Below are 19,711 nucleotides of genomic sequence, written 5' to 3'. Positions count from 1 at the left end.
CTATGCATAAATATGGATATAACATACATATTATAAATATGCATACTAAAAGCATATTATAAAGCTAACTCTATCCTTGAGCGGCGAGGAATGTATCGCGCAACACAACAACCGTAATATCTTCATGTGCAGTCGTTCTGCACTCTTATAAATAAGGACTTACTGATGTTAGACCCAAACACCGTATCAACTGTACAAGCCACTGTTCCTTTATTAGAGCAAACAGGAACGACAATCACTGAGCATTTTTATAAAAGAATGTTTAAACACAACCCAGAGCTACTAAACATTTTTAATGAAAGTCACCAACACACTGGTGAACAGCCTAAAGCTCTGTTTAATGCTGTACTAGCTTATGCAAAGTTTATCGATAAGCCAGAAGTACTCACTGGAGCCATTGAGCATATTGCCCAAAAACATACCGGCTTTTTAATTCAGCCCGAGCATTACTCTATTGTCGGCAATCATTTATTAGCCACATTAAAGGAGTTAGCACCCGATGTAGTAACCGATGACGTTCTTGATGCATGGACTAAAGCTTATCAAGCATTAGCTGGTATATTTATAGAGCGTGAATCAGCGATTTATAGTGAGTATCAGCAAGCAGAGGGTGGCTGGAAAGGCCCTCGTAAATTTACTGTGTTAGAAAAAAGCGTTGAGAGTGAGTTAATCACTTCCTTTAAATTTGCTCCTGTAGATGGTAAACCCGTAAAAAGCTTCAAACCAGGACAATACTTAAGTTTAGTTACTAATCCAAACTCATCTGCACACCAAGAAATACGACAATACTCTCTATCTGACAAACCCAACGGCAAAACTTATCGCATTAGCGTGCGCCGAGAAGATAGAGGAGTAAAACCAGGTATTGTTTCTAACTACCTGCATGATCAAATCAATGTAGGTGACACTTTGAAAATATTGCCTCCTGCTGGAGACTTTTATTTACAAGCCAAACAGGAAACCCCTGTAGTATTAATCTCAGCCGGCGTTGGCTTAACCCCGATGGTAAGCATGTTAAATACCTTGGTTGCCAACAACCACCAGGCACCAATTTATTATTTGCATGCCTGTGAGCATAGTAAACTGCATGCTTTCAATTCTTTTATCAAGCAGGTTGAGGCTGAAAATAATAATGTTCAATCTATTATCTGGTATCGACAGCCCACCCCAACAGACCAGCAAGGAATAGATTATCAGTTTGAAGGAACCATGCAGATTGATGACATTAAGCAGCAAGTTTTGCTGCCAAACGCACAATATTACTTATGTGGTCCGTTTGGTTTTATGCAAACAATTAATCAGCAGCTGTTAAGTGCTGGCGTTGACCCAAGTCAGGTTCACTATGAGGTGTTTGGGCCTCAACAATCCTTATAGCGATATACTTCATTGTGAGTGGTGTTGGATGAACATCCAACACTGCTATAAAATTCATAAAAAAACCGACTTAAACCTGATATCTATAAAAAGCGCCTCCTGTTATATAGCTATCATAAGTAGCTAAAACTGCTACCCCAACTGTAAATAGCTATGTAGTACCAGGTTGTATCAATGATAAGCTCAATAAAAACCCACTCATTACCACCTTCTAACTCTGAGTCAATTACTCAAAGTAGAAGATCTTCTAACGCTAGCTTTAGCAAAATTAGCTTGCACTCTTTCAAACACCTGTTTAAATCAAATAGTTTTTCTGATAACAAATCGTTAGCAGAAACCGTTATCAACAGGCTAAATCGCAAACAGCTGTGGCAAGAAAAAGTCATTAATATACAACAAGTTAATTTATCAGAAATTGCTGTTAATGCCGCACTTGCTGGATTTACCTATGGTGAGCCAATTACCCATATCAGCGATGTTGAAACTAAAGTAAACAGTTTATCCCAACATCAGCTGTGTCGGTTAGAGGATTTCCGTTCTGCATTTTTTAACGAGTCATTATTGGCTAGCCTGAAGTTTACAGCGGAAGGAATAGGATTTGATAAACATACAGGACTCCTTACAGCATTATTTTACGACCCTACCAAGAACCAGTTTAAACTGGTATTCGGTGGCACTCACTCAGGCAAAGGTTTTGTTAAACCTAAACATTATCGTTCTTTATCCGCTCACCAGCTAACAACCGACTTAAAAAACCTTGTTGGTAGTTCAGTACCAAAGCTTTATCTACAGGCCTCTGCAATTGTTAATATCATCAAAACAGTGACAAAAGAAATCGCCATAAAGAATAAAGCACCTGAAAGTCCCTTATTATTGCTAGGGCATTCGTTAGGTGGTGCGATGGCCCAATATGCAGCAATTAAACATGGGTTAAAGGCTATTGGCTATAGTACAGCAGCGCTTGGCCACGCAGCTTTACTGGACTTGGCTAAAACTAACCGGCTTTGGGATACTGACTGGATTAAACAACACATTGAGCATTATTTTATTACAGGCGACCCCGTATGTGACCCAGTGTTATGGAAAACTGGCGGCAGTTTTCGTGCAAGGTTTTCTTTAACCAACCTTGGTACTCGCCATATAATTTCACCACAATCAAAGAGTTACAGCTCTTACCTGGCCAGACACAGCTATGCAGAAAAACATATTTTACTATTTATTGATAAATTTTTATCTAAAAATATTGGCGTAAATACACAACCTATACTAACTTGTAATGAGTAACGTAAAACGTTACCTCTTATCCTTTTCAGTGCTTGTAGCCGTATTGGCTAGACTACTGACGCCGTAGCCCTAACGTATTATCTAAAGCAGTATTTGCTGAATAGCAGGCTTTAATAACAATTACGTATTATAAATTGTTAGAAGCAGTAGTATTTACCCTACACCCAAGTTTATATTCAAAGGTGAGGGTATTATTTTACTTTCTGCTTCAGTGCTGGTTAAATGCCTGACAGCTTTTTAGGAGATGTAAAATGGCAATTTCCCGGCGTCAGTTTTTGTTATCCTCTGCTGGCATTTTGGCTGCCAGTCAACTTCCTCGTCTTGTGTTAGCCGCAAAAGAACCTGATTTTGATTATGTATTAACTGCTGAGCCTGGTTCTGCAGAGCTTATCCCTGGCATTAATACGTCAATTTGGGGCTTTAACGGTGGTTATCCTGCACCTGTATTACGTGCTAAACAAGGTCAACGCATCCGAATAAAATTTATAAACAAGCTAAAAGAGCCAACAACAATACATTGGCATGGGATTAGAATTGATATTGCAATGGATGGCGTACCCTTTTTATCTCAGCCTCCTATTATGCCTGGCGAGACTTTTATCTATGATTTTGTTTGCCCTGATGCTGGCACTTTTTGGTACCACCCCCATATGAATAGTACTCAGCAGCTTGGCAGAGGTTTGGTGGGTGCGTTAATTGTTGAAGAAGCAGAACCTGTGATATTCGATGCAGATATTCCCCTTTGTTTAAAGAACTGGCATATAGATGAAAAAGGCGAGTTTACCCAGTTATCCATTCCTCGTTATGCCGCCAGAATGGGAACCCCTGGCCGCTATGAAACAGTTAATGGTCAACATAAGCCGACTATTGAAATACCTGCTGGCGGGCTAATACGATTACGCTTTTTAAATGTTGATAACACCCTTATTTATAAAATTGCGCTAAAGGACTTTCCAGCCAAAATTATTGCTGTAGATGGCAATGCTCTTGAAGAACCTGTTCCCTTAACTCCTCATGAAATAGGAGCAGGCATGCGCCTAGATATAGCATTTATCGCGCCTGACAAAATAGGAGAAATCATTGAAGTACAAAACGGTAAGGGCCGGCTTTTCTTTGACTTGTTAACACTAAAAACGGTTGAGGCTAAATTACCAAAACGAAATCAAACTCCATCACTGCCAGTTAACCCTATTCCAACACCTGATTTGAAAAATGCAGAAACCATAAACTTTTTATTTGAGTGGTCTGGTGCTATGACCCCAGCAGATAAAAAAGGTAAAGCCAAACATGAGTTTTGGACTATTAACCGCCGTGCTTGGAAAGGTATGAGTAAAGATAATTTACCTGCGCCACTAGCAGAGTTAAAACTTGGTAAAACTTATATTTTCGACATGAAAAATGTCACCCCACATAAACATCCTATTCATATGCATGGTCATACATTTACTGTTATATGGTCAAATAAAAAGAAAATTAAACCCTACCATACCGATACAGTTTTAATGGAAAAAAACGAAAGAGTAAAAATTGCTTTTGTTGCAGATAACCCTGGTAGATGGATGTTTCACTGCCATGTAATTGAGCATATGAAAACAGGGTTAATGGGGTATGTTTCTGTCACTTGATATTCCCTCTCACAGAGGGAGAGGGAATCCAACCTCCCCCTTTGGAAAAGGGGATTGAGGGGGATTTTCACAAGCAAATAAAGCGAAGATGGATCAAAATACTACAGTCACTTTAAATCCCCCCTAGCCCCCCTTTATCAAAGGGGGGAAGGAGCCAGGGCAAAGGTTATACTATTTCCACTTCCATTTCTGTCCTTTCCTACTCTCATCCTTCAACCAAATACCTACCCAATCCTTGTGTTTTTGATAAAAGTGCTGAATAACTGCAAAGTTATAAGCTACGTTTTGTAAACGACCATTGCTGAGGGTCCAACGTTGCTCAATGTCATTAGCATTACAACTTCCAATAACTGCTCGGTTTTTACCACTCCACCATTTCTCCACTTGTAAACATTTATTTGGCTCATTGGCTGGGTGTAATAAGCCTTTGGAATCCAGTTTCCATTGCTGGGTTTTACCATTACTGCTACAGCTTTTAGCTTTCACATGCATACCTGTTAAATCTAAACAAGCCTGCATATCGTTCATCATCGGCTTAAAGTCACCTTGTGGTGGCTCAGGGTCTGGATTGGGGTTCGGATTTGGGTTAGGGTTTGGGTTGGGGTTTGGATTATCACCATCACCTGGTTTATCACCGCCATCAGGTACATTACAGCGACTGCCTAGCCCTACTACTTTAAACGCGGCTTTAACATCACCAACACTCCAGCCTTTGTCTTTAGCTGCTTTCATTACCCCACAAGAGCCGTCTTCAAATTGAGTGTTTTGTTTCCAGTACATTTTGTTGGCAATAACCATCACTTCAAAAGCTGATTTAACCCCCCAACCACTGGTGTTTGCTAAGTTATAAAAAGCTCGGTTATAAACACCACTTGAGAAGTGAACATCCATTCCCTGGCGATAGCTTTCTGCATGATCAATTGAGCGCCCATCCTGGCTTGGCTTTTCAAAATAACGAAGTGCTTTCATGCTTTTGGTAATAGTTGCACCTACCAACCAGTCTACCTTTTTAAACATATGATACTCAGCAGCTTCGCCCGCCATATCAGAGAAGGCCTCGTTCATACCGCCCGACTGACCTCGGTATACTAAACCTGAGTTATGCTGGGTAAAACCATGGCTTACTTCATGGGCTGATACATCTAATGAAGTAAGTGGGTAAAACGTTCTGCTTCCATCACCAAAAGACATCGCGCGGCCATCCCAAATTGCATTGTCGTAATTTCGACGGTAGTGGGCACGCATCTTTAATTTATGTGGCAGTGGTTTCATGTCAAACCACTCTTTATACATTTTGAAAACCATCATTCCAAAATAATGGGCATCATTTAATGGCGAGTAAGCTCCATTAATTTCTTTGTGAGTATTTTCTGGACAACTAAACTTATGTACCTGACCACCCGAACTTTGGTGTTTCATGTCGATGGTTTCAACATTTTCGGTACTCATTCGGCATTGATCATCAACGGGGAGCATGCCATGGTCTTTACCATACATGTATTTTCCCATTTTTTTATTTCCACCTGGGCCAGTGGCTTCTCTGGTATTTAACCCTTCCCAACTATCAACCACTTCACCGGTATGAGCATCAATTAAATAAAAAGGGCGAGTAGGTTCTGGATCATGGGTAAAATACGAAACCTCATAGATTAGCCGAGGTTTTTCTGGATTTTCAGCATATATATAAAGTTGTTTATCGTTATGTTCAATTCTCGCTGATTTAAAACCAGCATGCCCTTGTTGTTGCTTTGCAATTTCCAAAGCCTGATCAGCAGAAATACTGGGTTCAACAACTAAGTTATCCTGTTCAAGACCTCTTAATAAATGGCCGCTAAAATCTCCTGCTACACCCTGTTTATCAACACCAGCAACAAAGGTATATCCCCAAACGGGTACACCTTTGTACTGCTGCTGATAACGAGTTTTTTTAATGCCACTATCAAATTTCATCATAGCGGTAGGCTTAGCATCTTTAGCTGATTCCAATTCTAAAATTTCGTGTACAGGCGCAATACTGCGTATAGCACGCGTTAATTCGTGCTCTTCAAGATTAATTCTTTCTGCCGCTAACGCTGTCATCGAAACTAGAGTGCTGGCACTGAGCACACCAGCATACGCAATTTGTTTTAAAACATGCTGACTTTTCATAATAAGCCTCATCAAAGTAAATTTATTAGGCTTGTCGAGTGTGCTAATAGCGAGGTTGATATTTTTATTATTTCAAACAAACACTATCAAATATTGCTAAAATAACAGCTCAACAATTAGCTTTTCTCTTCAATATTTTTTATAGAAACAAATCTAAACTTAGTGAAATACATAATTAGATAATAAACATTCCAGCTAAACTATAACCTTTTCCCTATCAGTAAATTTTACATTACATACAAGGCATTAACTGGCGATGAATCTGAAAGCTATGATGCAGGAATAAAATTAATTAACTTAGAAAAGAGTCACATGTTATTCTTTACAACCCATCGGTAGTGTTTTTTTTGACCCATTTAAACAACAAACCTTATATTTCTACTCAACCGATTTGACTAGTAATATTATTCTATAGTGGCTATTAAATATTAATCATAATCAAATCCATTAAAGTATTTTTATTCAATAATTAAGTTACTGAAAGATAACTAAAAATAAATGTAATTATTAACAAACATACTTTGCATTATTTTAAATTACTTATGCTGTAATCATGTTAATTTATATTGATTTTGGAGTGAGACATCTTTTTTGGCTCCCTCTCTCCTACCTTGAAAGTGTCGCAAACCAGTTCCCCCCTTTTTCAAAGAGGGAGGCTAAATAGTGCAATAGCCTGTACCTCCAAAAATAACTGTCCATATAGTCAACTTTAACCGTAACTTTTGTGGATAAGGTGTGATTAGCTGTGGATATCAAGTTAATTTCGTGATAAAAGCCTCAATAATTACTGATTTCCTGTGGATAACTTTAATCCATCAGAACAGTTCTTATTTGCAGTCATTACTGTGAATACCTATAGCAATCTTTAAATTTGACTATAAAATAGCCAGCCATACTTACAGTTACAGACCTAGTACAGCATAAGAAAGCTTTTCTATATACTAGGCGACCATTTAACAGGCTCTTGGGTGAGGTATTACGGTGGACTATCCGACTCGCTATGACGTTATTGTCATTGGTGGCGGCCATGCAGGCACAGAGGCAGCTCTGGCAGCGGCACGCACCGGGGTTAAAACGCTGTTATTAACCCATAACATTGAAACATTAGGACAAATGTCCTGTAACCCAGCGATTGGCGGTATTGGTAAAAGCCACTTGGTGAAAGAGATCGATGCGCTGGGCGGTGCTATGGCATTAGCGACGGATAAGGCCGGGATTCAGTTTCGCATTCTAAACTCTCGGAAAGGCCCTGCGGTTCGTGCAACCCGCGCCCAAGCAGACCGCGCCTTATATAAAGCCGCTATCCGTCGAGTATTAGAAAATCAGCCTAACTTAGACATTTTCCAACAAGCCGCTGATGATTTAATAGTTGAAGGCGAACAGGTCAAAGGGGTTATTACCCAGATGGGCCTGAAGTTTTTCTCTAATAATGTGGTACTAACCACTGGCACCTTTTTGGGCGGACAAATCCACATTGGTTTACAAAACTATTCGGGGGGTCGAGCAGGAGATCCTCCTTCTATTGCGTTAGCCAATCGCTTGCGTGAATTACCATTCCGTGTGGATCGACTAAAAACAGGTACACCTCCTCGAATTGATGCCAAATCAGTCGACTTCTCTGCTATGACACCTCAGCCTGGAGACACCCCTACACCAGTGATGTCTTACCTGGGTTCTGTTAATGATCATCCAGAGCAAATCTGCTGCTACATTACGCACACCAATGAGCAAACTCATGAGGTTATTCGTGGCGGTATGGATCGCTCACCCATGTATACAGGGGTGATTGAAGGAGTCGGGCCACGTTACTGTCCATCTATAGAAGATAAAATTGTCCGTTTTGCAGATAAAAACTCACACCAGGTTTTTGTTGAGCCAGAAGGGTTAACCACCAACGAGCTTTATCCCAATGGTATTTCCACCAGCCTGCCGTTTGATGTGCAGCTAGAGTTAGTACGCTCAATTAAAGGCTTTGAAAATGCCCATATCACTCGTCCAGGTTATGCCATTGAATATGACTTTTTTGACCCAAGAGACTTAAAGCCTTCTTTAGAAACCAAGTTTGTCCAAGGCTTATATTTTGCTGGTCAAATCAATGGTACCACTGGTTACGAAGAAGCCGGTGCACAAGGCTTGCTTGCAGGCTTAAACGCAGCATTAAAAGCACAAGAAAAAGAAGCTTGGAGTCCTCGCCGGGATGAAGCTTATATAGGTGTACTGGTTGATGATTTAATTAACAACGGCACTCAAGAACCCTACCGGATGTTTACTAGCCGTGCGGAATATCGCCTGATATTAAGAGAAGACAATGCTGATTTGAGGCTAACTGAAAAAGGCCGTGAGCTTGGTTTGATTAATGATCAACGCTGGGCAGTATTCTGCCGTAAAAAAGAAGCCATTGAGCAAGAAACCCAACGATTAAAAACCAGCTGGATTCAGCCCAATACTCCAGCAGGTGAAGAGGCCAATAAAATTCTAGAAAGGCCTATTACTCGGGAATATAACCTGTTAGAGCTGTTACGCCGCCCTGACATAAGCTATCAGGCTGTGGCTAATCTGGTAGGCGAACCTGTGACTGACAACCCTCAAGTAGCTGAGCAAGTAGAAATCCAAACCAAATACCAAGGCTATATTGATCGTCAAACTGAAGAAATCGCTCGGTTAAGACGTCATGAAAATACCTTGCTGCCTCAAGACTTGGACTATCAGCAAATTGCAGGCCTTTCTAATGAGATCAAGCAAAAGCTATCGGATGCCAGGCCAGACACTTTAGGCAGAGCATCAAGAATTCCTGGGGTAACACCTGCGGCAGTATCGCTATTAATTGTTCATCTAAAAAAACGCTCTATTGCTACAGAAAAAATCGTTGCAGACAAAACTAAAACTGACTTAAGCGCCTAAGCTGTGAATTCACACTCTACACAAAACTCTCAAGAGCTTGCCAAAGCTATTAGTACTGGAGCCTCAACTATGGGGCTCTCTCTTACCGAGTCTCAACTTGAGCGGTTAACGGCTTATTTGTTATTACTAAACAAGTGGAATAAAGCCTACAACCTAACAGCAGTTAGAGATATCCAGCAAATGATTCCACGTCACTTGTTGGATAGCTTAAGTGTTGTGCCTTATATCGAAGGCAGCCATATATTAGATGTAGGCACCGGCCCTGGCCTACCTGGTATTCCACTAGCTATTTGTTTTCCCGACAAGCAATTTACTTTGCTGGATAGCAATGGCAAAAAAACGCGCTTTTTAGTCCAAGCAAAATCCGCTTTGCAGTTAGATAATATTCAAGTCGTTCAAAAACGCGTAGAACAATTTCAGGTTGATAATCCCTTTGATATTATTGTCTCCCGAGCTTTTAGTGCTCTACAAGATATGGTGAAATGGACTCAACACCTGCTTGCACCCAAGGGATATTTTTATGCCATGAAAGGCGTCTATCCAAAAGAGGAGATTCAGCAAGCAGAAGCATTCTCTACAAAGTTGGTAAAATCGATACCACTTGAAGTAGCAAACTGTGAGGGTGAACGTCACTTGGTAATATTACAAAATAATAATGTTAACAGCGCTTCTTAAAGTGACACAAAACAAGTAACACTAAGGAAACTATCGTGGCCAAAATACTTGCGGTAACTAACCAAAAAGGGGGGGTGGGAAAGACCACAACCTGCGTTAATCTCGCTGCGTCGTTAGTCGCAACTAAACGGCAAGTGTTGGTAGTTGACCTTGACCCCCAAGGCAATGCCACGATGGGCAGTGGCGTTGATAAAAATGCTCTGGAAAACTCCATCTATGATGTCTTAGTGGGTGCAGTAGATGCAACCGCTGCACTAGTCCCTACTGATCCTGCGGGTTTTGACTTACTGCCTGCTAACGCCGACCTTACTGCTGCTGAAGTTGAGTTATTAGAAATCCCGCAAAAAGAACTACGACTTAAAAAAGCCCTTACCGAGGTTGGATCAATCTACGACTTTATTTTGATCGACTGCCCCCCATCATTAAATATGCTCACTGTGAATGCGATGGCAGCCGCTGATGGCGTTGTTATCCCAATGCAGTGTGAATACTACGCATTAGAGGGGTTATCAGCATTGTTAGACACAATCAGTCGGATTGTGTCTGTGCTTAACCCAAAACTAAAAATCGAAGGCTTGTTACGTACCATGTACGACGCTCGTAACAGCCTGACTAACGAAGTATCAGCTCAGCTGGTTGAGCACTTTGGTGACGCCGTTTATCGCACCATCATTCCTCGTAATGTTCGCCTGGCAGAAGCTCCCAGTTACGGCTTGCCTGTATTAAAATACGACAAGCATTCCAAAGGGGCTCTAGCCTACCTGGCTTTAGCAGGTGAACTTATCCGTAAACAAGAGTTAGTTGCCGCTACTGCCTAATTATTAATCTATGGTGTTAACTGGCGTCAGTTTACGGCATAATCAAACCAGTATTTTTATTCAGGATTAGCAAAACCAATGGCAACCAAAAAAAGAGGGTTAGGCAGAGGCCTTGATGCTTTATTAGGTAGTGCAACAGCGACAACTGTTGTAGAAAGCAGTGATGAACAAAACATCCCGTTAGACAAGCAACTAGAAGAGCTGCCTGTTGAGTGGGTTCAACGTGGACGCTACCAACCCCGCCGTGATATGCACCCTGAAGCACTAGAGGAATTAGCCAGTTCTATAAAAGCCCAAGGGGTAATGCAACCCATTGTGGTACGACCTATTGGTCAAAATAAATACGAAATAATCGCCGGTGAAAGACGCTGGCGCGCAACGCAACTTGCAGGTTTAGAAAAAATTCCTGCTGTTATTCGCGAAGTGCCCGATGAAGCAGCCATTGCTATGGCGCTCATTGAAAATATTCAGCGTGAAGATTTAAATCCAATTGAAGAAGCCATGGCGCTTCATAGACTACAGCAGGAGTTTGGTTTAACTCAGCAGCAAGTAGCTGATGCAGTAGGCAAATCACGTGCTACCATTACAAACTTATTGCGCTTAATGACCCTGGCTGATGATGTCAAAACCATGCTTGAACATGGTGATCTAGAAATGGGTCATGCCAGAGCTATTTTAACCCTAACTAAAACACAACAATTAGTAGCTGCCAAAACCATCGTGGCAAAAGGGCTTTCTGTAAGACAAACTGAAGCACTTGTTCGCCGAATACAAGCTGAAGCTGAAACAACCAAACCTGAACAAAAAATTGACCCAGATATCAAGCAGCTTGAAGAGGAGCTTGGTGAAAAGTTAGGCACTGAAGTATTAGTTCAGCATTCAGCTAAAGGGAAAGGCAAGTTAGTAATAAAATACAACAACTTAGACGAACTAGACGGCGTCTTGGCGCATATTAAATAATTGCTAATATTTATAGCCTGACTACAAATGATTAATTAGTAGTCTATTTTAGATCAATAGCAATTCCTAACATGACAGATGGAAACGCTATTTGTTTAATACCAAGCACACGAATACATTGATGTAGTGTTGATCATATAGGCTATTCGAAATATACTTCTGGCCCCAAATTTTGGCTGAAGTTTATATAAAGCTATTTGGCTATCAATTATCCAACTGTCGGACTTTTATGAGTAGCTAAACCTGAGAATAAGCTACAAAAAAGTTTAAGTTGAATACGACAGTGCGGATAACAAAGGTGTTTTACACCTATTGGCTAATTAATATCCAAATAGTTTTGTTACCCAATTGGTTTTTTACGATTTTGTGGTAGACAGCTTGTAAAGTTGATCGTTTCTTTAAGGTCGTAAGGGGGGACCTTTTGGTAAGGTTAGTAAGGCGAGTAGTTAAACAATGGGGTTAGCTAAAGTAGTTATGGGGGCACCTCATTTACGTAAACCACCAATCTACCGAGTTATTATTGCACAATTCATTGTGACGGTATGTGTAGCATGTGTCTTATTGTTACATAGTGTGGTTACAGCCTACTCGGCATTTTTGGGTGGACTCATTTGTCTGATTCCCAATGCTTATCTTGCCAAAAAAGCCTTTCAATACTCTGGTGCACGAGCAGCTAAACAGATTGCTCACTCCTTTTATAAAGGAGAGGCCGTTAAGCTTGGCTTAACAGCTTTGTTGTTTGCACTGGTGTTTGGTTTTGTTGAGCCTCTCAATGTTTTCGCCTTATTCGGAACCTTTATTTTAGTGCAAACAGTCAACTGGTTTACTGCCCTCTTATTAAAGCTTTAAGCAAGAGGGTGACTAAGGCTTTCTAGAATCAGTTGTTGAAGCTTTAAGTTAAGCACAAATTAAGGCTTTGAGAAAAAAGAGCCAATAAGGTTTTAAAAGAAAGAATTTTAACGTTTTTTGACCGTTTTCTTAGAATTGTCACGAGAGCGTATTATGGCGAGTGAAAATCAAACAGCAACAGAATATATCCAGCATCACCTGCAAAACCTCACCTTTGGCAGACTGCCTGAAGGTTATGAGCGTTATGATGGCACTGTGCTGGCCGACTCAACCTGGACCTTAGCCCATGGTGCTGCCGAAGCAAAAGCTATGGGGTTTTGGGCCTTTCATCTTGACACCTTAGGCTGGGCCGTTGCCTTGGGTTGCTTATTCTTATTCCTGTTTCGAAGAGCAGCAAAAAAAGCCACCAGTGGTGTACCTGGTGCACTACAAAACTTTGTTGAGTTAATGGTCGACTTCGTTGACACCAGCGTTAAAGATACATTCCATGGCCGCAACGCATTAATTGCTCCACTGGCACTCACCATTTTCATTTGGGTGTTCTTAATGAACCTGATGGACCTAGTGCCCGTTGACTGGATTCCACTACTTGCAAGCGCCATTGGTATTGAGTACATGAAGGTAGTACCTACTACCGATCCAAACGCCACTATTGCAATGGCACTCGGTGTATTCTTCCTGATTATTTACTACAGCATCAAGGTTAAGGGGGTTGGCGGCTTTGTCGGTGAGCTTACCCTTCAGCCATTTGGCAAGTGGATGATCCCATTTAACTTGCTGCTAGAAGGAGTTGGTTTAATCGCCAAGCCAATATCACTGGCGTTACGTCTATTCGGTAACCTTTATGCTGGTGAGCTGATCTTTATCTTGATCGCCCTAATTCCTGTTTGGTGGGCTCAGTGGTTCTTGTCTGTTCCATGGGCAATCTTCCATATTTTGGTAATTACGTTACAGGCTTTCATCTTCATGATGTTAACCATCGTTTACCTAAGCATGGCCCACGAAGATCACTAAACAAGATTGTAGTTATTAACTTTTTTATCATTAACTTTGTTTACGACAACTGTCGGGAGGAAATATGGAAACTGTAGTTGGTATGACAGCAATTGCCGTAGGTCTGTTGATCGGTCTGGGTGCATTAGGTACTGCGATCGGCTTCGGTATATTGGGCGGTAAATTCTTAGAAGGCGCTGCTCGTCAGCCAGAAATGGTACCAATGCTTCAGGTGAAAATGTTCATCGTTGCAGGTCTGTTAGACGCGGTGACCATGATCGGTGTAGGTATTGCATTATTCTTCACCTTCGCTAACCCATTTGTCGCATTAGTACAAGGGTAATTATTGTGCTTAAACGACTAATGCCAGTCGTTGTAAAGCATTAGTTTTCCTTAACACTAAAAGCGAGAGGTGTTGGCATGAATCTCAATGCAACCCTTATAGGGCAATCACTAGCATTTGCGATCTTCGTGATCTTTTGCATGAAGTACGTGTGGCCACCCGTTACACAAGCTTTGCGCGATCGTCAAAAGAAAATTGCGGATGGATTAGAAGCTGCTGATCGCGCTAAACGTGATCTGGAGTTGGCTCAAGAAAAAGCCAGCAAGCAACTGCGTGAGGCCAAAGAGCAAGCTGCTGAGATCATCGAGCAAGCCAACAAGCGGGCAAATCAAATTGTTGAAGAAGCGAAAGACCAGGCTCGGTCAGAAGGCGAACGACTTAAAGTCGCCGCCCAGGCTGAGATTGATCAAGAGCTTAACCGAGCAAAAGAAGCATTGCGTAGCCAAGTGGCAAGCATTGCTGTTGCTGGTGCTGAGAAAATCCTGGCGCAACAAATTGACAAGAAAGCCCAGAGCAAACTCGTTGATCAGCTAGCCGCTGAGCTGTAACCAAGGGGGTTATCCATATGGAACTGACCACCTTAGCCCGGCCTTATGCTAAAGCTGCGTTTGAATATGCACTTGCGCATAAAGCATTAGCCAAATGGTCAGAAATGTTGGCTATCGCATCCGCTGTATCACAAGCTGAAAAAATTCAGCAAGTACTTGGCTCTCCTGGGTTGACCACAACCCAGCAAGCCGATGCCTTTGTTGAAGTCTGTGATAAAGAGCTGGATGAACAAGGCGCAAATTTCATTCGTGCTTTAGCTTCGAATAAACGTTTAACTTTGCTGCCACTCATTGCAGGACTTTTTGAGCTATTAAAAGCAGAGCAAGAAAAGTCTATTGACGTCACCATTACTTCAGCGATGAAGTTAACGAGTACACAGCAAGAGAAATTGGCAAAAGCACTCAGCAAGCGTTTAGGTCGCGATGTAAATGTCGTGAACGAGGTTGATGAAAGTTTAATCGGTGGCTTGGTCATCAAGGCAGGTGACCTGGTTATTGATGGCTCAATAAGCGCCAAACTTCATCGACTGGCCGACGCGATGAAATCCTGAGTTTAAAGGGGCAAAGCATGCAGCAACTAAATCCATCAGAAATCAGCGATATTATAAAACAGCGCATCGACAAGCTCGATGTTAGCTCTGATGCCCGTAATGAGGGCACAATCGTCAGCGTATCCGATGGTATCGTTCGGATTCACGGATTAGCTGACGTAATGTACGGCGAAATGATTGAGTTCCCAGGCAGCGTTTATGGCATGGCCTTAAACCTGGAAAGAGACTCAGTTGGTGCCGTTGTTTTAGGTGATTATCAAGATTTGGCCGAAGGCCAAACCGCTAAATGTACTGGTCGTATCTTAGAAGTACCGGTTGGTAACCCGCTGTTGGGCCGTGTGGTAGACGCACTGGGTAACCCAATTGATGGTAAGGGACCACTGGATACTGAGTTAACTTCACCAGTCGAAAAAGTAGCGCCAGGTGTTATCAGCCGTCAATCAGTAGACCAGCCAGTACAAACTGGTTTGAAAGCGATTGACTCGATGGTGCCTATCGGTCGTGGTCAGCGTGAGCTGATTATCGGTGACCGCCAGATTGGTAAGTCTGCCGTAGCGATTGATACCATCATCAACCAAAAAGGCACAGGCATTAAGTGTATCTACGTTGCCATCGGCCAGAAGCAATCTTCTATTGCTAACGTTGTTCGCAAACTAGAAGAGCATGGTGCCATGGATCACACCATTATTGTTGCCGCTGGTGCAGCCGACCCTGCAGCAATGCAGTTCCTGGCTCCATTTGCTGGCTGCTCAATGGGTGAATACTTCCGTGATAACGGTGAAGATGCACTGATTGTTTATGATGACTTGACCAAGCAAGCTTGGGCTTATCGTCAAATTTCATTATTGCTTCGTCGCCCACCTGGACGTGAAGCGTATCCTGGTGACGTTTTCTACTTGCACTCTCGCTTGCTTGAGCGTGCCGCTAGGGTAAATGCTGAATACGTAGAAAAATTCACTGACGGAAAAGTGAAAGGTAAAACAGGCTCATTGACTGCTTTACCAATCATTGAAACACAGGCCGGTGACGTATCTGCATTCGTTCCTACTAATGTAATTTCGATTACTGATGGTCAGATCTTCCTGGAAACAAGCTTGTTTAACTCAGGTATCCGACCAGCAATTAACGCAGGTCTGTCCGTATCTCGGGTAGGTGGTGCAGCGCAAACGAAAGTCATCAAGAAACTTGGTGGTGGTATTCGTCTAGCGCTAGCCCAATACCGTGAATTGGCAGCATTCTCTCAGTTTGCTTCTGACTTGGATGAAGCAACTCGTAAGCAATTGGAGCACGGTCAGCGTGTTACTGAGTTAATGAAGCAAAAGCAATACTCACCAATGAGTGTTGCCGAGATGGCGGTCAGTCTGTATGCAGCAGACAAAGGTTACCTCGAAGACGTTGAGCTGAAGAAAGTCGGTGACTTTGAAGCCGCATTGATTTCTTACATGAACAGCGAACAAGCTGATCTAATGAAAGAAATCAATGAGACTGGCGGCTACAGCGATGAAATCGAGAAAGGCCTGAAGGAAGGGATTGAGAAGTTTAAAGCAACTCAAACCTGGTAAGCCTTGTTAATCTAGGATAATCACAGCGAATGGGCTTTAGAGGCGGCCGTCAAGTGATGAATCTTAGGAGCTTATTAAAATAAGTGACTGGGATGAAGAATGAAGACAACAAACCATAACGTTCATTCGCGAAGATTAACTTACTGCTGCAAAGCTGACATGTTTACTGTGTCACTAACCTGAAATAGGTGCTACATGGCAGTCGGAAAAGAGATTCGCACACAGATTGCGAGTATCAAAAACACGCAAAAAATTACCAGCGCCATGGAAATGGTGGCCGCTAGTAAGATGCGTAAAGCCCAGGACCGGATGCAACACAGCCGCCCTTATGCTTTGCGGATTCGTGAAGTTGTTGGCCATATCGCCAACTCGACACCAGAGTATCGCCATGCCTACATGACCGACCGTGAAGTAAAGCGAGTAGGGTTTATTGTAGTTTCCACTGATCGTGGCCTTTGCGGTGGCTTGAATATCAACTTATTCAAGAAAACCGTCAATGAGATGAAAGCATGGGATGACAAAGGTGTAGAAGTCGATCTGTGTTTAGTAGGAAGTAAAGCAGGCGCGTTTTTCCGCCATTTTGGTGGAAATATCGAAGCGTTAATAAACGGTCTGGGCGATACGCCATCGCCATCCGACTTAGTCGGTGGTGTAAAAGTCATGCTTGATGCATATGACGAAGGCAAAATCGACCGGTTATTCCTGGTATACAATCAGTTCGTCAATACCATGACGCAAAAGCCGCATACCGAGCAGCTCTTACCTTTAAAGCCAATTGAAGATAAGGCCTTAAAGCATCATTGGGATTATATCTATGAGCCCGATGCTAAAGAGTTACTGGATGGGTTATTGGTTCGTTATATCGAATCACAAGTTTATCAAGCAGTCGTAGAAAACAATGCCTGTGAGCAAGCTGCTCGAATGGTTGCCATGAAGAGTGCAACTGATAACGCAGGTGAACTGATTGGTGAACTGCAACTGGTGTATAACAAAGCCCGCCAAGCGGCAATTACCCAGGAAATTTCAGAGATCGTGGGCGGCGCTGCCGCTGTTTAACGGTTAAACAGGTTCATTAAGATTGGTAGAGGAACCAGCTATGAGTAGCGGACGTATCGTACAAATTATCGGCGCCGTTATCGACGTGGAATTCCCTCGCGACTCTGTACCTAAAGTGTATGATGCTCTTAATGTTGAGGGCAAAGAAACCACACTTGAGGTGCAACAACAGCTAGGTGATGGCGTTGTACGTTCTATTGCAATGGGTTCAACTGAAGGGTTGAGCCGCGGCTTAAATGTGAATAACACTGGTGCACCAATTGCTGTGCCAGTAGGTAAAGAAACCTTAGGTCGGATCATGGACGTCTTGGGTAACCCCATTGACGAAGCCGGTCCAATCGGTGAGAAAGAGCGCTCTGCTATTCACCGTGAAGCACCTAAGTTTGCTGACCAAGCGGCAACGAATGAGTTGCTAGAAACCGGTATTAAAGTAATCGACTTGGTTTGCCCATTCGCTAAGGGTGGTAAAGTTGGTCTGTTCGGTGGTGCGGGTGTAGGTAAAACCGTAAACATGATGGAGCTTATTCGTAACATTGCGATTGAGCACAGTGGTTACTCTGTATTCGCTGGAGTAGGTGAGCGGACACGGGAAGGTAACGATTTCTATCATGAGATGAAAGAGTCCAACGTACTCGACAAAGTATCACTGGTATATGGCCAGATGAACGAGCCACCAGGAAACCGTTTACGGGTTGCCCTGACTGGTTTGACCATGGCGGAGAAATTCCGTGATGAAGGTCGTGACGTACTCTTGTTCGTTGACAACATCTATCGTTACACCTTGGCAGGTACTGAGGTATCAGCACTGCTAGGTCGTATGCCTTCTGCGGTAGGTTATCAGCCTACACTGGCTGAAGAGATGGGTGTACTTCAGGAGCGGATCACATCAACCAAGACAGGTTCTATCACGTCTATTCAGGCGGTATACGTACCTGCAGATGACTTGACTGACCCATCTCCTGCAACAACTTTCGCTCACTTGGATGCAACGGTTGTATTGTCACGTCAAATTGCTGAGCTAGGTATCTATCCTGCAATTGACCCACTGGACTCTACTTCACGCCAGCTTGACCCATTAGTAATAGGTCAAGAGCATTATGAAGTGGCCCGTGGTGTTCAGGCAGTATTACAGCGCTATAAAGAGCTGAAAGACATTATCGCTATCCTGGGTATGGATGAGCTGTCTGAAGAAGACAAGCTAACTGTATCTCGTGCTCGTAAAATTCAGCGGTTCTTATCACAGCCATTCTTCGTGGCAGAAGTATTTACCGGTTCACCAGGTAAATATGTACCACTGAAAGAAACTATTCGTGGCTTCAAGGGCATCCTGAATGGCGAATATGACGACCTGCCAGAGCAAGCGTTCTATATGGTTGGTTCAATTGATGAAGCAGCAGAAAAAGCTAAATCAATGAAATAAAACAACAGCGGTAAGGTTACTCTTTAGCAACAAACTATTTTTAGTTTAGTAACAAGTTAAAAGCAGCCTTACCGTTGCTACGTCATTCAGAGAGAGGGTAAAAAAGGACACACACTACATGTTGTACTTTGATAACACTCCCTCAAGCCAGCGAGGCAAACAACAATGGCAATTACAGTGCATTGCGATATAGTCAGCGCCGAAACCGAAGTTTTTTCTGGCTTAGTGGAAATGGTGATTGCCCCTGGGCAACTAGGTGATTTAGGTATTGCACCTGGCCATGCACCTCTGCTGACAAACCTTAAGCCTGGCCCTATCCGGGTAATTAAGCAAAGTGGTGAAGAAGAAATATACTACCTGTCTGGTGGGTATTTAGAAGTACAGCCAAGCGAGATTAAAGTATTAGCAGACTATGCTATACGCGCAACGGATGTAGACGAAGCCTCTGCTTTGAAAGCCAAAAAAGAAGCTGAGCAGCTGATGGCTGATAAGAGCAGTGAATTTGACTACTCTCGCGCAAAATCTCAACTTGCAGAGGCTGCGGCACAACTTCGCACATTGGAACAAATTCGAAAGAAATTGGGCCACTAGAGAATATTTCAAT

General features: G+C 42.5%; 17 protein-coding genes. 16 read left to right on the top strand and 1 reads right to left on the bottom strand.

Annotated elements, in window-relative coordinates:
• Nucleotides 1-165 precede the first annotated feature (165 nt).
• From hmpA to ORQ98_RS19060, 3 genes are all read left to right on the top strand, one after another.
• A complete protein-coding gene (hmpA, locus tag ORQ98_RS19070) occupies nucleotides 166-1,374 on the top strand; it encodes an NO-inducible flavohemoprotein (RefSeq protein ID WP_274690407.1) in 1,209 nt (402 codons plus the stop codon).
• Between the two features lie 174 nt (nucleotides 1,375-1,548).
• Nucleotides 1,549-2,658 (top strand): hypothetical protein, encoded by a 1,110-nt coding sequence (locus tag ORQ98_RS19065; RefSeq protein ID WP_274690406.1) that lies wholly within the window; start codon nucleotides 1,549-1,551, stop codon nucleotides 2,656-2,658.
• Nucleotides 2,659-2,909: 251 nt separating this feature from the next.
• The gene (locus ORQ98_RS19060; protein ID WP_274690405.1) at nucleotides 2,910-4,283 is read left to right on the top strand and encodes a multicopper oxidase family protein; all 1,374 of its coding nucleotides are present in this window, start codon (nucleotides 2,910-2,912) and stop codon (nucleotides 4,281-4,283) included.
• A gap of 171 nt (nucleotides 4,284-4,454) precedes the next feature.
• Here the strand turns inward: ORQ98_RS19060 and ORQ98_RS19055 are convergent, their stop codons facing one another.
• On the bottom strand, nucleotides 4,455-6,431 hold the full coding sequence (locus tag ORQ98_RS19055; protein WP_274690404.1) for a M4 family metallopeptidase: 1,977 nt from the start codon (nucleotides 6,429-6,431) through the stop codon (nucleotides 4,455-4,457).
• A 981-nt stretch (nucleotides 6,432-7,412) separates the two neighbouring features.
• Between ORQ98_RS19055 and mnmG the strand changes: the two genes are divergently transcribed.
• The 13 genes from mnmG to ORQ98_RS18990 all read left to right on the top strand — a co-directional run bounded on the left by mnmG (nucleotide 7,413) and on the right by ORQ98_RS18990 (nucleotide 19,698).
• Nucleotides 7,413-9,332: a tRNA uridine-5-carboxymethylaminomethyl(34) synthesis enzyme MnmG gene (gene mnmG, locus ORQ98_RS19050; protein ID WP_274690403.1), complete on the top strand. Its 1,920-nt coding sequence runs from the start codon at nucleotides 7,413-7,415 to the stop codon at nucleotides 9,330-9,332.
• A 69-nt stretch (nucleotides 9,333-9,401) separates the two neighbouring features.
• Entirely contained in the window at nucleotides 9,402-10,007 is a 606-nt protein-coding gene (rsmG, locus tag ORQ98_RS19045; RefSeq protein WP_274690402.1) for a 16S rRNA (guanine(527)-N(7))-methyltransferase RsmG, read from the top strand.
• Between the two features lie 35 nt (nucleotides 10,008-10,042).
• Nucleotides 10,043-10,825 carry a ParA family protein gene (locus tag ORQ98_RS19040; protein ID WP_274690401.1) on the top strand — a complete coding sequence of 261 codons (783 nt, stop codon included), beginning with the start codon at nucleotides 10,043-10,045 and terminating at the stop codon, nucleotides 10,823-10,825.
• Between the two features lie 78 nt (nucleotides 10,826-10,903).
• Complete coding sequence (locus ORQ98_RS19035; protein WP_274690400.1) at nucleotides 10,904-11,785, top strand: ParB/RepB/Spo0J family partition protein; 882 nt, start codon at nucleotides 10,904-10,906, stop codon at nucleotides 11,783-11,785.
• Nucleotides 11,786-12,238: 453 nt separating this feature from the next.
• On the top strand, nucleotides 12,239-12,634 hold the full coding sequence (locus tag ORQ98_RS19030; RefSeq protein WP_274690399.1) for a F0F1 ATP synthase subunit I: 396 nt from the start codon (nucleotides 12,239-12,241) through the stop codon (nucleotides 12,632-12,634).
• 153 nt (nucleotides 12,635-12,787) lie between these two features.
• Nucleotides 12,788-13,648 (top strand): F0F1 ATP synthase subunit A, encoded by an 861-nt coding sequence (atpB, locus tag ORQ98_RS19025; protein ID WP_274690398.1) that lies wholly within the window; start codon nucleotides 12,788-12,790, stop codon nucleotides 13,646-13,648.
• A gap of 64 nt (nucleotides 13,649-13,712) precedes the next feature.
• Complete coding sequence (gene atpE, locus ORQ98_RS19020; protein WP_274690397.1) at nucleotides 13,713-13,970, top strand: F0F1 ATP synthase subunit C; 258 nt, start codon at nucleotides 13,713-13,715, stop codon at nucleotides 13,968-13,970.
• Between the two features lie 77 nt (nucleotides 13,971-14,047).
• Nucleotides 14,048-14,518, top strand: a complete 471-nt coding sequence (locus ORQ98_RS19015; protein WP_274690396.1) for a F0F1 ATP synthase subunit B — start codon at nucleotides 14,048-14,050, stop codon at nucleotides 14,516-14,518.
• Nucleotides 14,519-14,535: 17 nt separating this feature from the next.
• Nucleotides 14,536-15,069, top strand: a complete 534-nt coding sequence (locus tag ORQ98_RS19010; RefSeq protein WP_274690395.1) for a F0F1 ATP synthase subunit delta — start codon at nucleotides 14,536-14,538, stop codon at nucleotides 15,067-15,069.
• 17 nt (nucleotides 15,070-15,086) lie between these two features.
• Entirely contained in the window at nucleotides 15,087-16,631 is a 1,545-nt protein-coding gene (gene atpA, locus ORQ98_RS19005) for a F0F1 ATP synthase subunit alpha (RefSeq protein WP_274690394.1), read from the top strand.
• A 195-nt stretch (nucleotides 16,632-16,826) separates the two neighbouring features.
• Nucleotides 16,827-17,687 (top strand): F0F1 ATP synthase subunit gamma, encoded by an 861-nt coding sequence (atpG, locus tag ORQ98_RS19000; protein WP_274690393.1) that lies wholly within the window; start codon nucleotides 16,827-16,829, stop codon nucleotides 17,685-17,687.
• Between the two features lie 40 nt (nucleotides 17,688-17,727).
• Nucleotides 17,728-19,107, top strand: coding sequence for a F0F1 ATP synthase subunit beta (gene atpD / locus ORQ98_RS18995; RefSeq protein WP_274690392.1), 1,380 nt, complete (start codon nucleotides 17,728-17,730; stop codon nucleotides 19,105-19,107).
• A gap of 165 nt (nucleotides 19,108-19,272) precedes the next feature.
• Complete coding sequence (locus ORQ98_RS18990; protein WP_274690391.1) at nucleotides 19,273-19,698, top strand: F0F1 ATP synthase subunit epsilon; 426 nt, start codon at nucleotides 19,273-19,275, stop codon at nucleotides 19,696-19,698.
• Nucleotides 19,699-19,711: the final 13 nt, after the last annotated feature.

Origin of the sequence: Spartinivicinus poritis (genome assembly GCF_028858535.1) — a bacterium.
In the GTDB taxonomy this organism is placed as follows: domain Bacteria; phylum Pseudomonadota; class Gammaproteobacteria; order Pseudomonadales; family Zooshikellaceae; genus Spartinivicinus; species Spartinivicinus poritis.
Note: the sequence above shows the minus strand (reverse complement) of the source record. Positions and strands in the feature narration are given on the sequence as shown.

Excerpts from the sequence above, each read along its gene's own strand:
- atpG (WP_274690393.1), top strand. The coding sequence starts at position 16,827 with ATGGCAGTCGGAAAAGAGATTCGCACACAGATTGCGAGTATCAAAAAC.
- ORQ98_RS18990 (WP_274690391.1), top strand. The coding sequence starts at position 19,273 with ATGGCAATTACAGTGCATTGCGATATAGTCAGCGCCGAAACCGAAGTT.
- ORQ98_RS19055 (WP_274690404.1), bottom strand. The coding sequence starts at position 6,431 with ATGAAAAGTCAGCATGTTTTAAAACAAATTGCGTATGCTGGTGTGCTC.
- hmpA (WP_274690407.1), top strand. The coding sequence starts at position 166 with ATGTTAGACCCAAACACCGTATCAACTGTACAAGCCACTGTTCCTTTA.
- atpE (WP_274690397.1), top strand. The coding sequence starts at position 13,713 with ATGGAAACTGTAGTTGGTATGACAGCAATTGCCGTAGGTCTGTTGATC.
- ORQ98_RS19035 (WP_274690400.1), top strand. The coding sequence starts at position 10,904 with ATGGCAACCAAAAAAAGAGGGTTAGGCAGAGGCCTTGATGCTTTATTA.
- atpB (WP_274690398.1), top strand. The coding sequence starts at position 12,788 with ATGGCGAGTGAAAATCAAACAGCAACAGAATATATCCAGCATCACCTG.
- rsmG (WP_274690402.1), top strand. The coding sequence starts at position 9,402 with ATGGGGCTCTCTCTTACCGAGTCTCAACTTGAGCGGTTAACGGCTTAT.
- atpD (WP_274690392.1), top strand. The coding sequence starts at position 17,728 with ATGAGTAGCGGACGTATCGTACAAATTATCGGCGCCGTTATCGACGTG.
- ORQ98_RS19060 (WP_274690405.1), top strand. The coding sequence starts at position 2,910 with ATGGCAATTTCCCGGCGTCAGTTTTTGTTATCCTCTGCTGGCATTTTG.
- ORQ98_RS19015 (WP_274690396.1), top strand. The coding sequence starts at position 14,048 with ATGAATCTCAATGCAACCCTTATAGGGCAATCACTAGCATTTGCGATC.
- ORQ98_RS19010 (WP_274690395.1), top strand. The coding sequence starts at position 14,536 with ATGGAACTGACCACCTTAGCCCGGCCTTATGCTAAAGCTGCGTTTGAA.
- ORQ98_RS19065 (WP_274690406.1), top strand. The coding sequence starts at position 1,549 with ATGATAAGCTCAATAAAAACCCACTCATTACCACCTTCTAACTCTGAG.
- ORQ98_RS19030 (WP_274690399.1), top strand. The coding sequence starts at position 12,239 with ATGGGGTTAGCTAAAGTAGTTATGGGGGCACCTCATTTACGTAAACCA.
- atpA (WP_274690394.1), top strand. The coding sequence starts at position 15,087 with ATGCAGCAACTAAATCCATCAGAAATCAGCGATATTATAAAACAGCGC.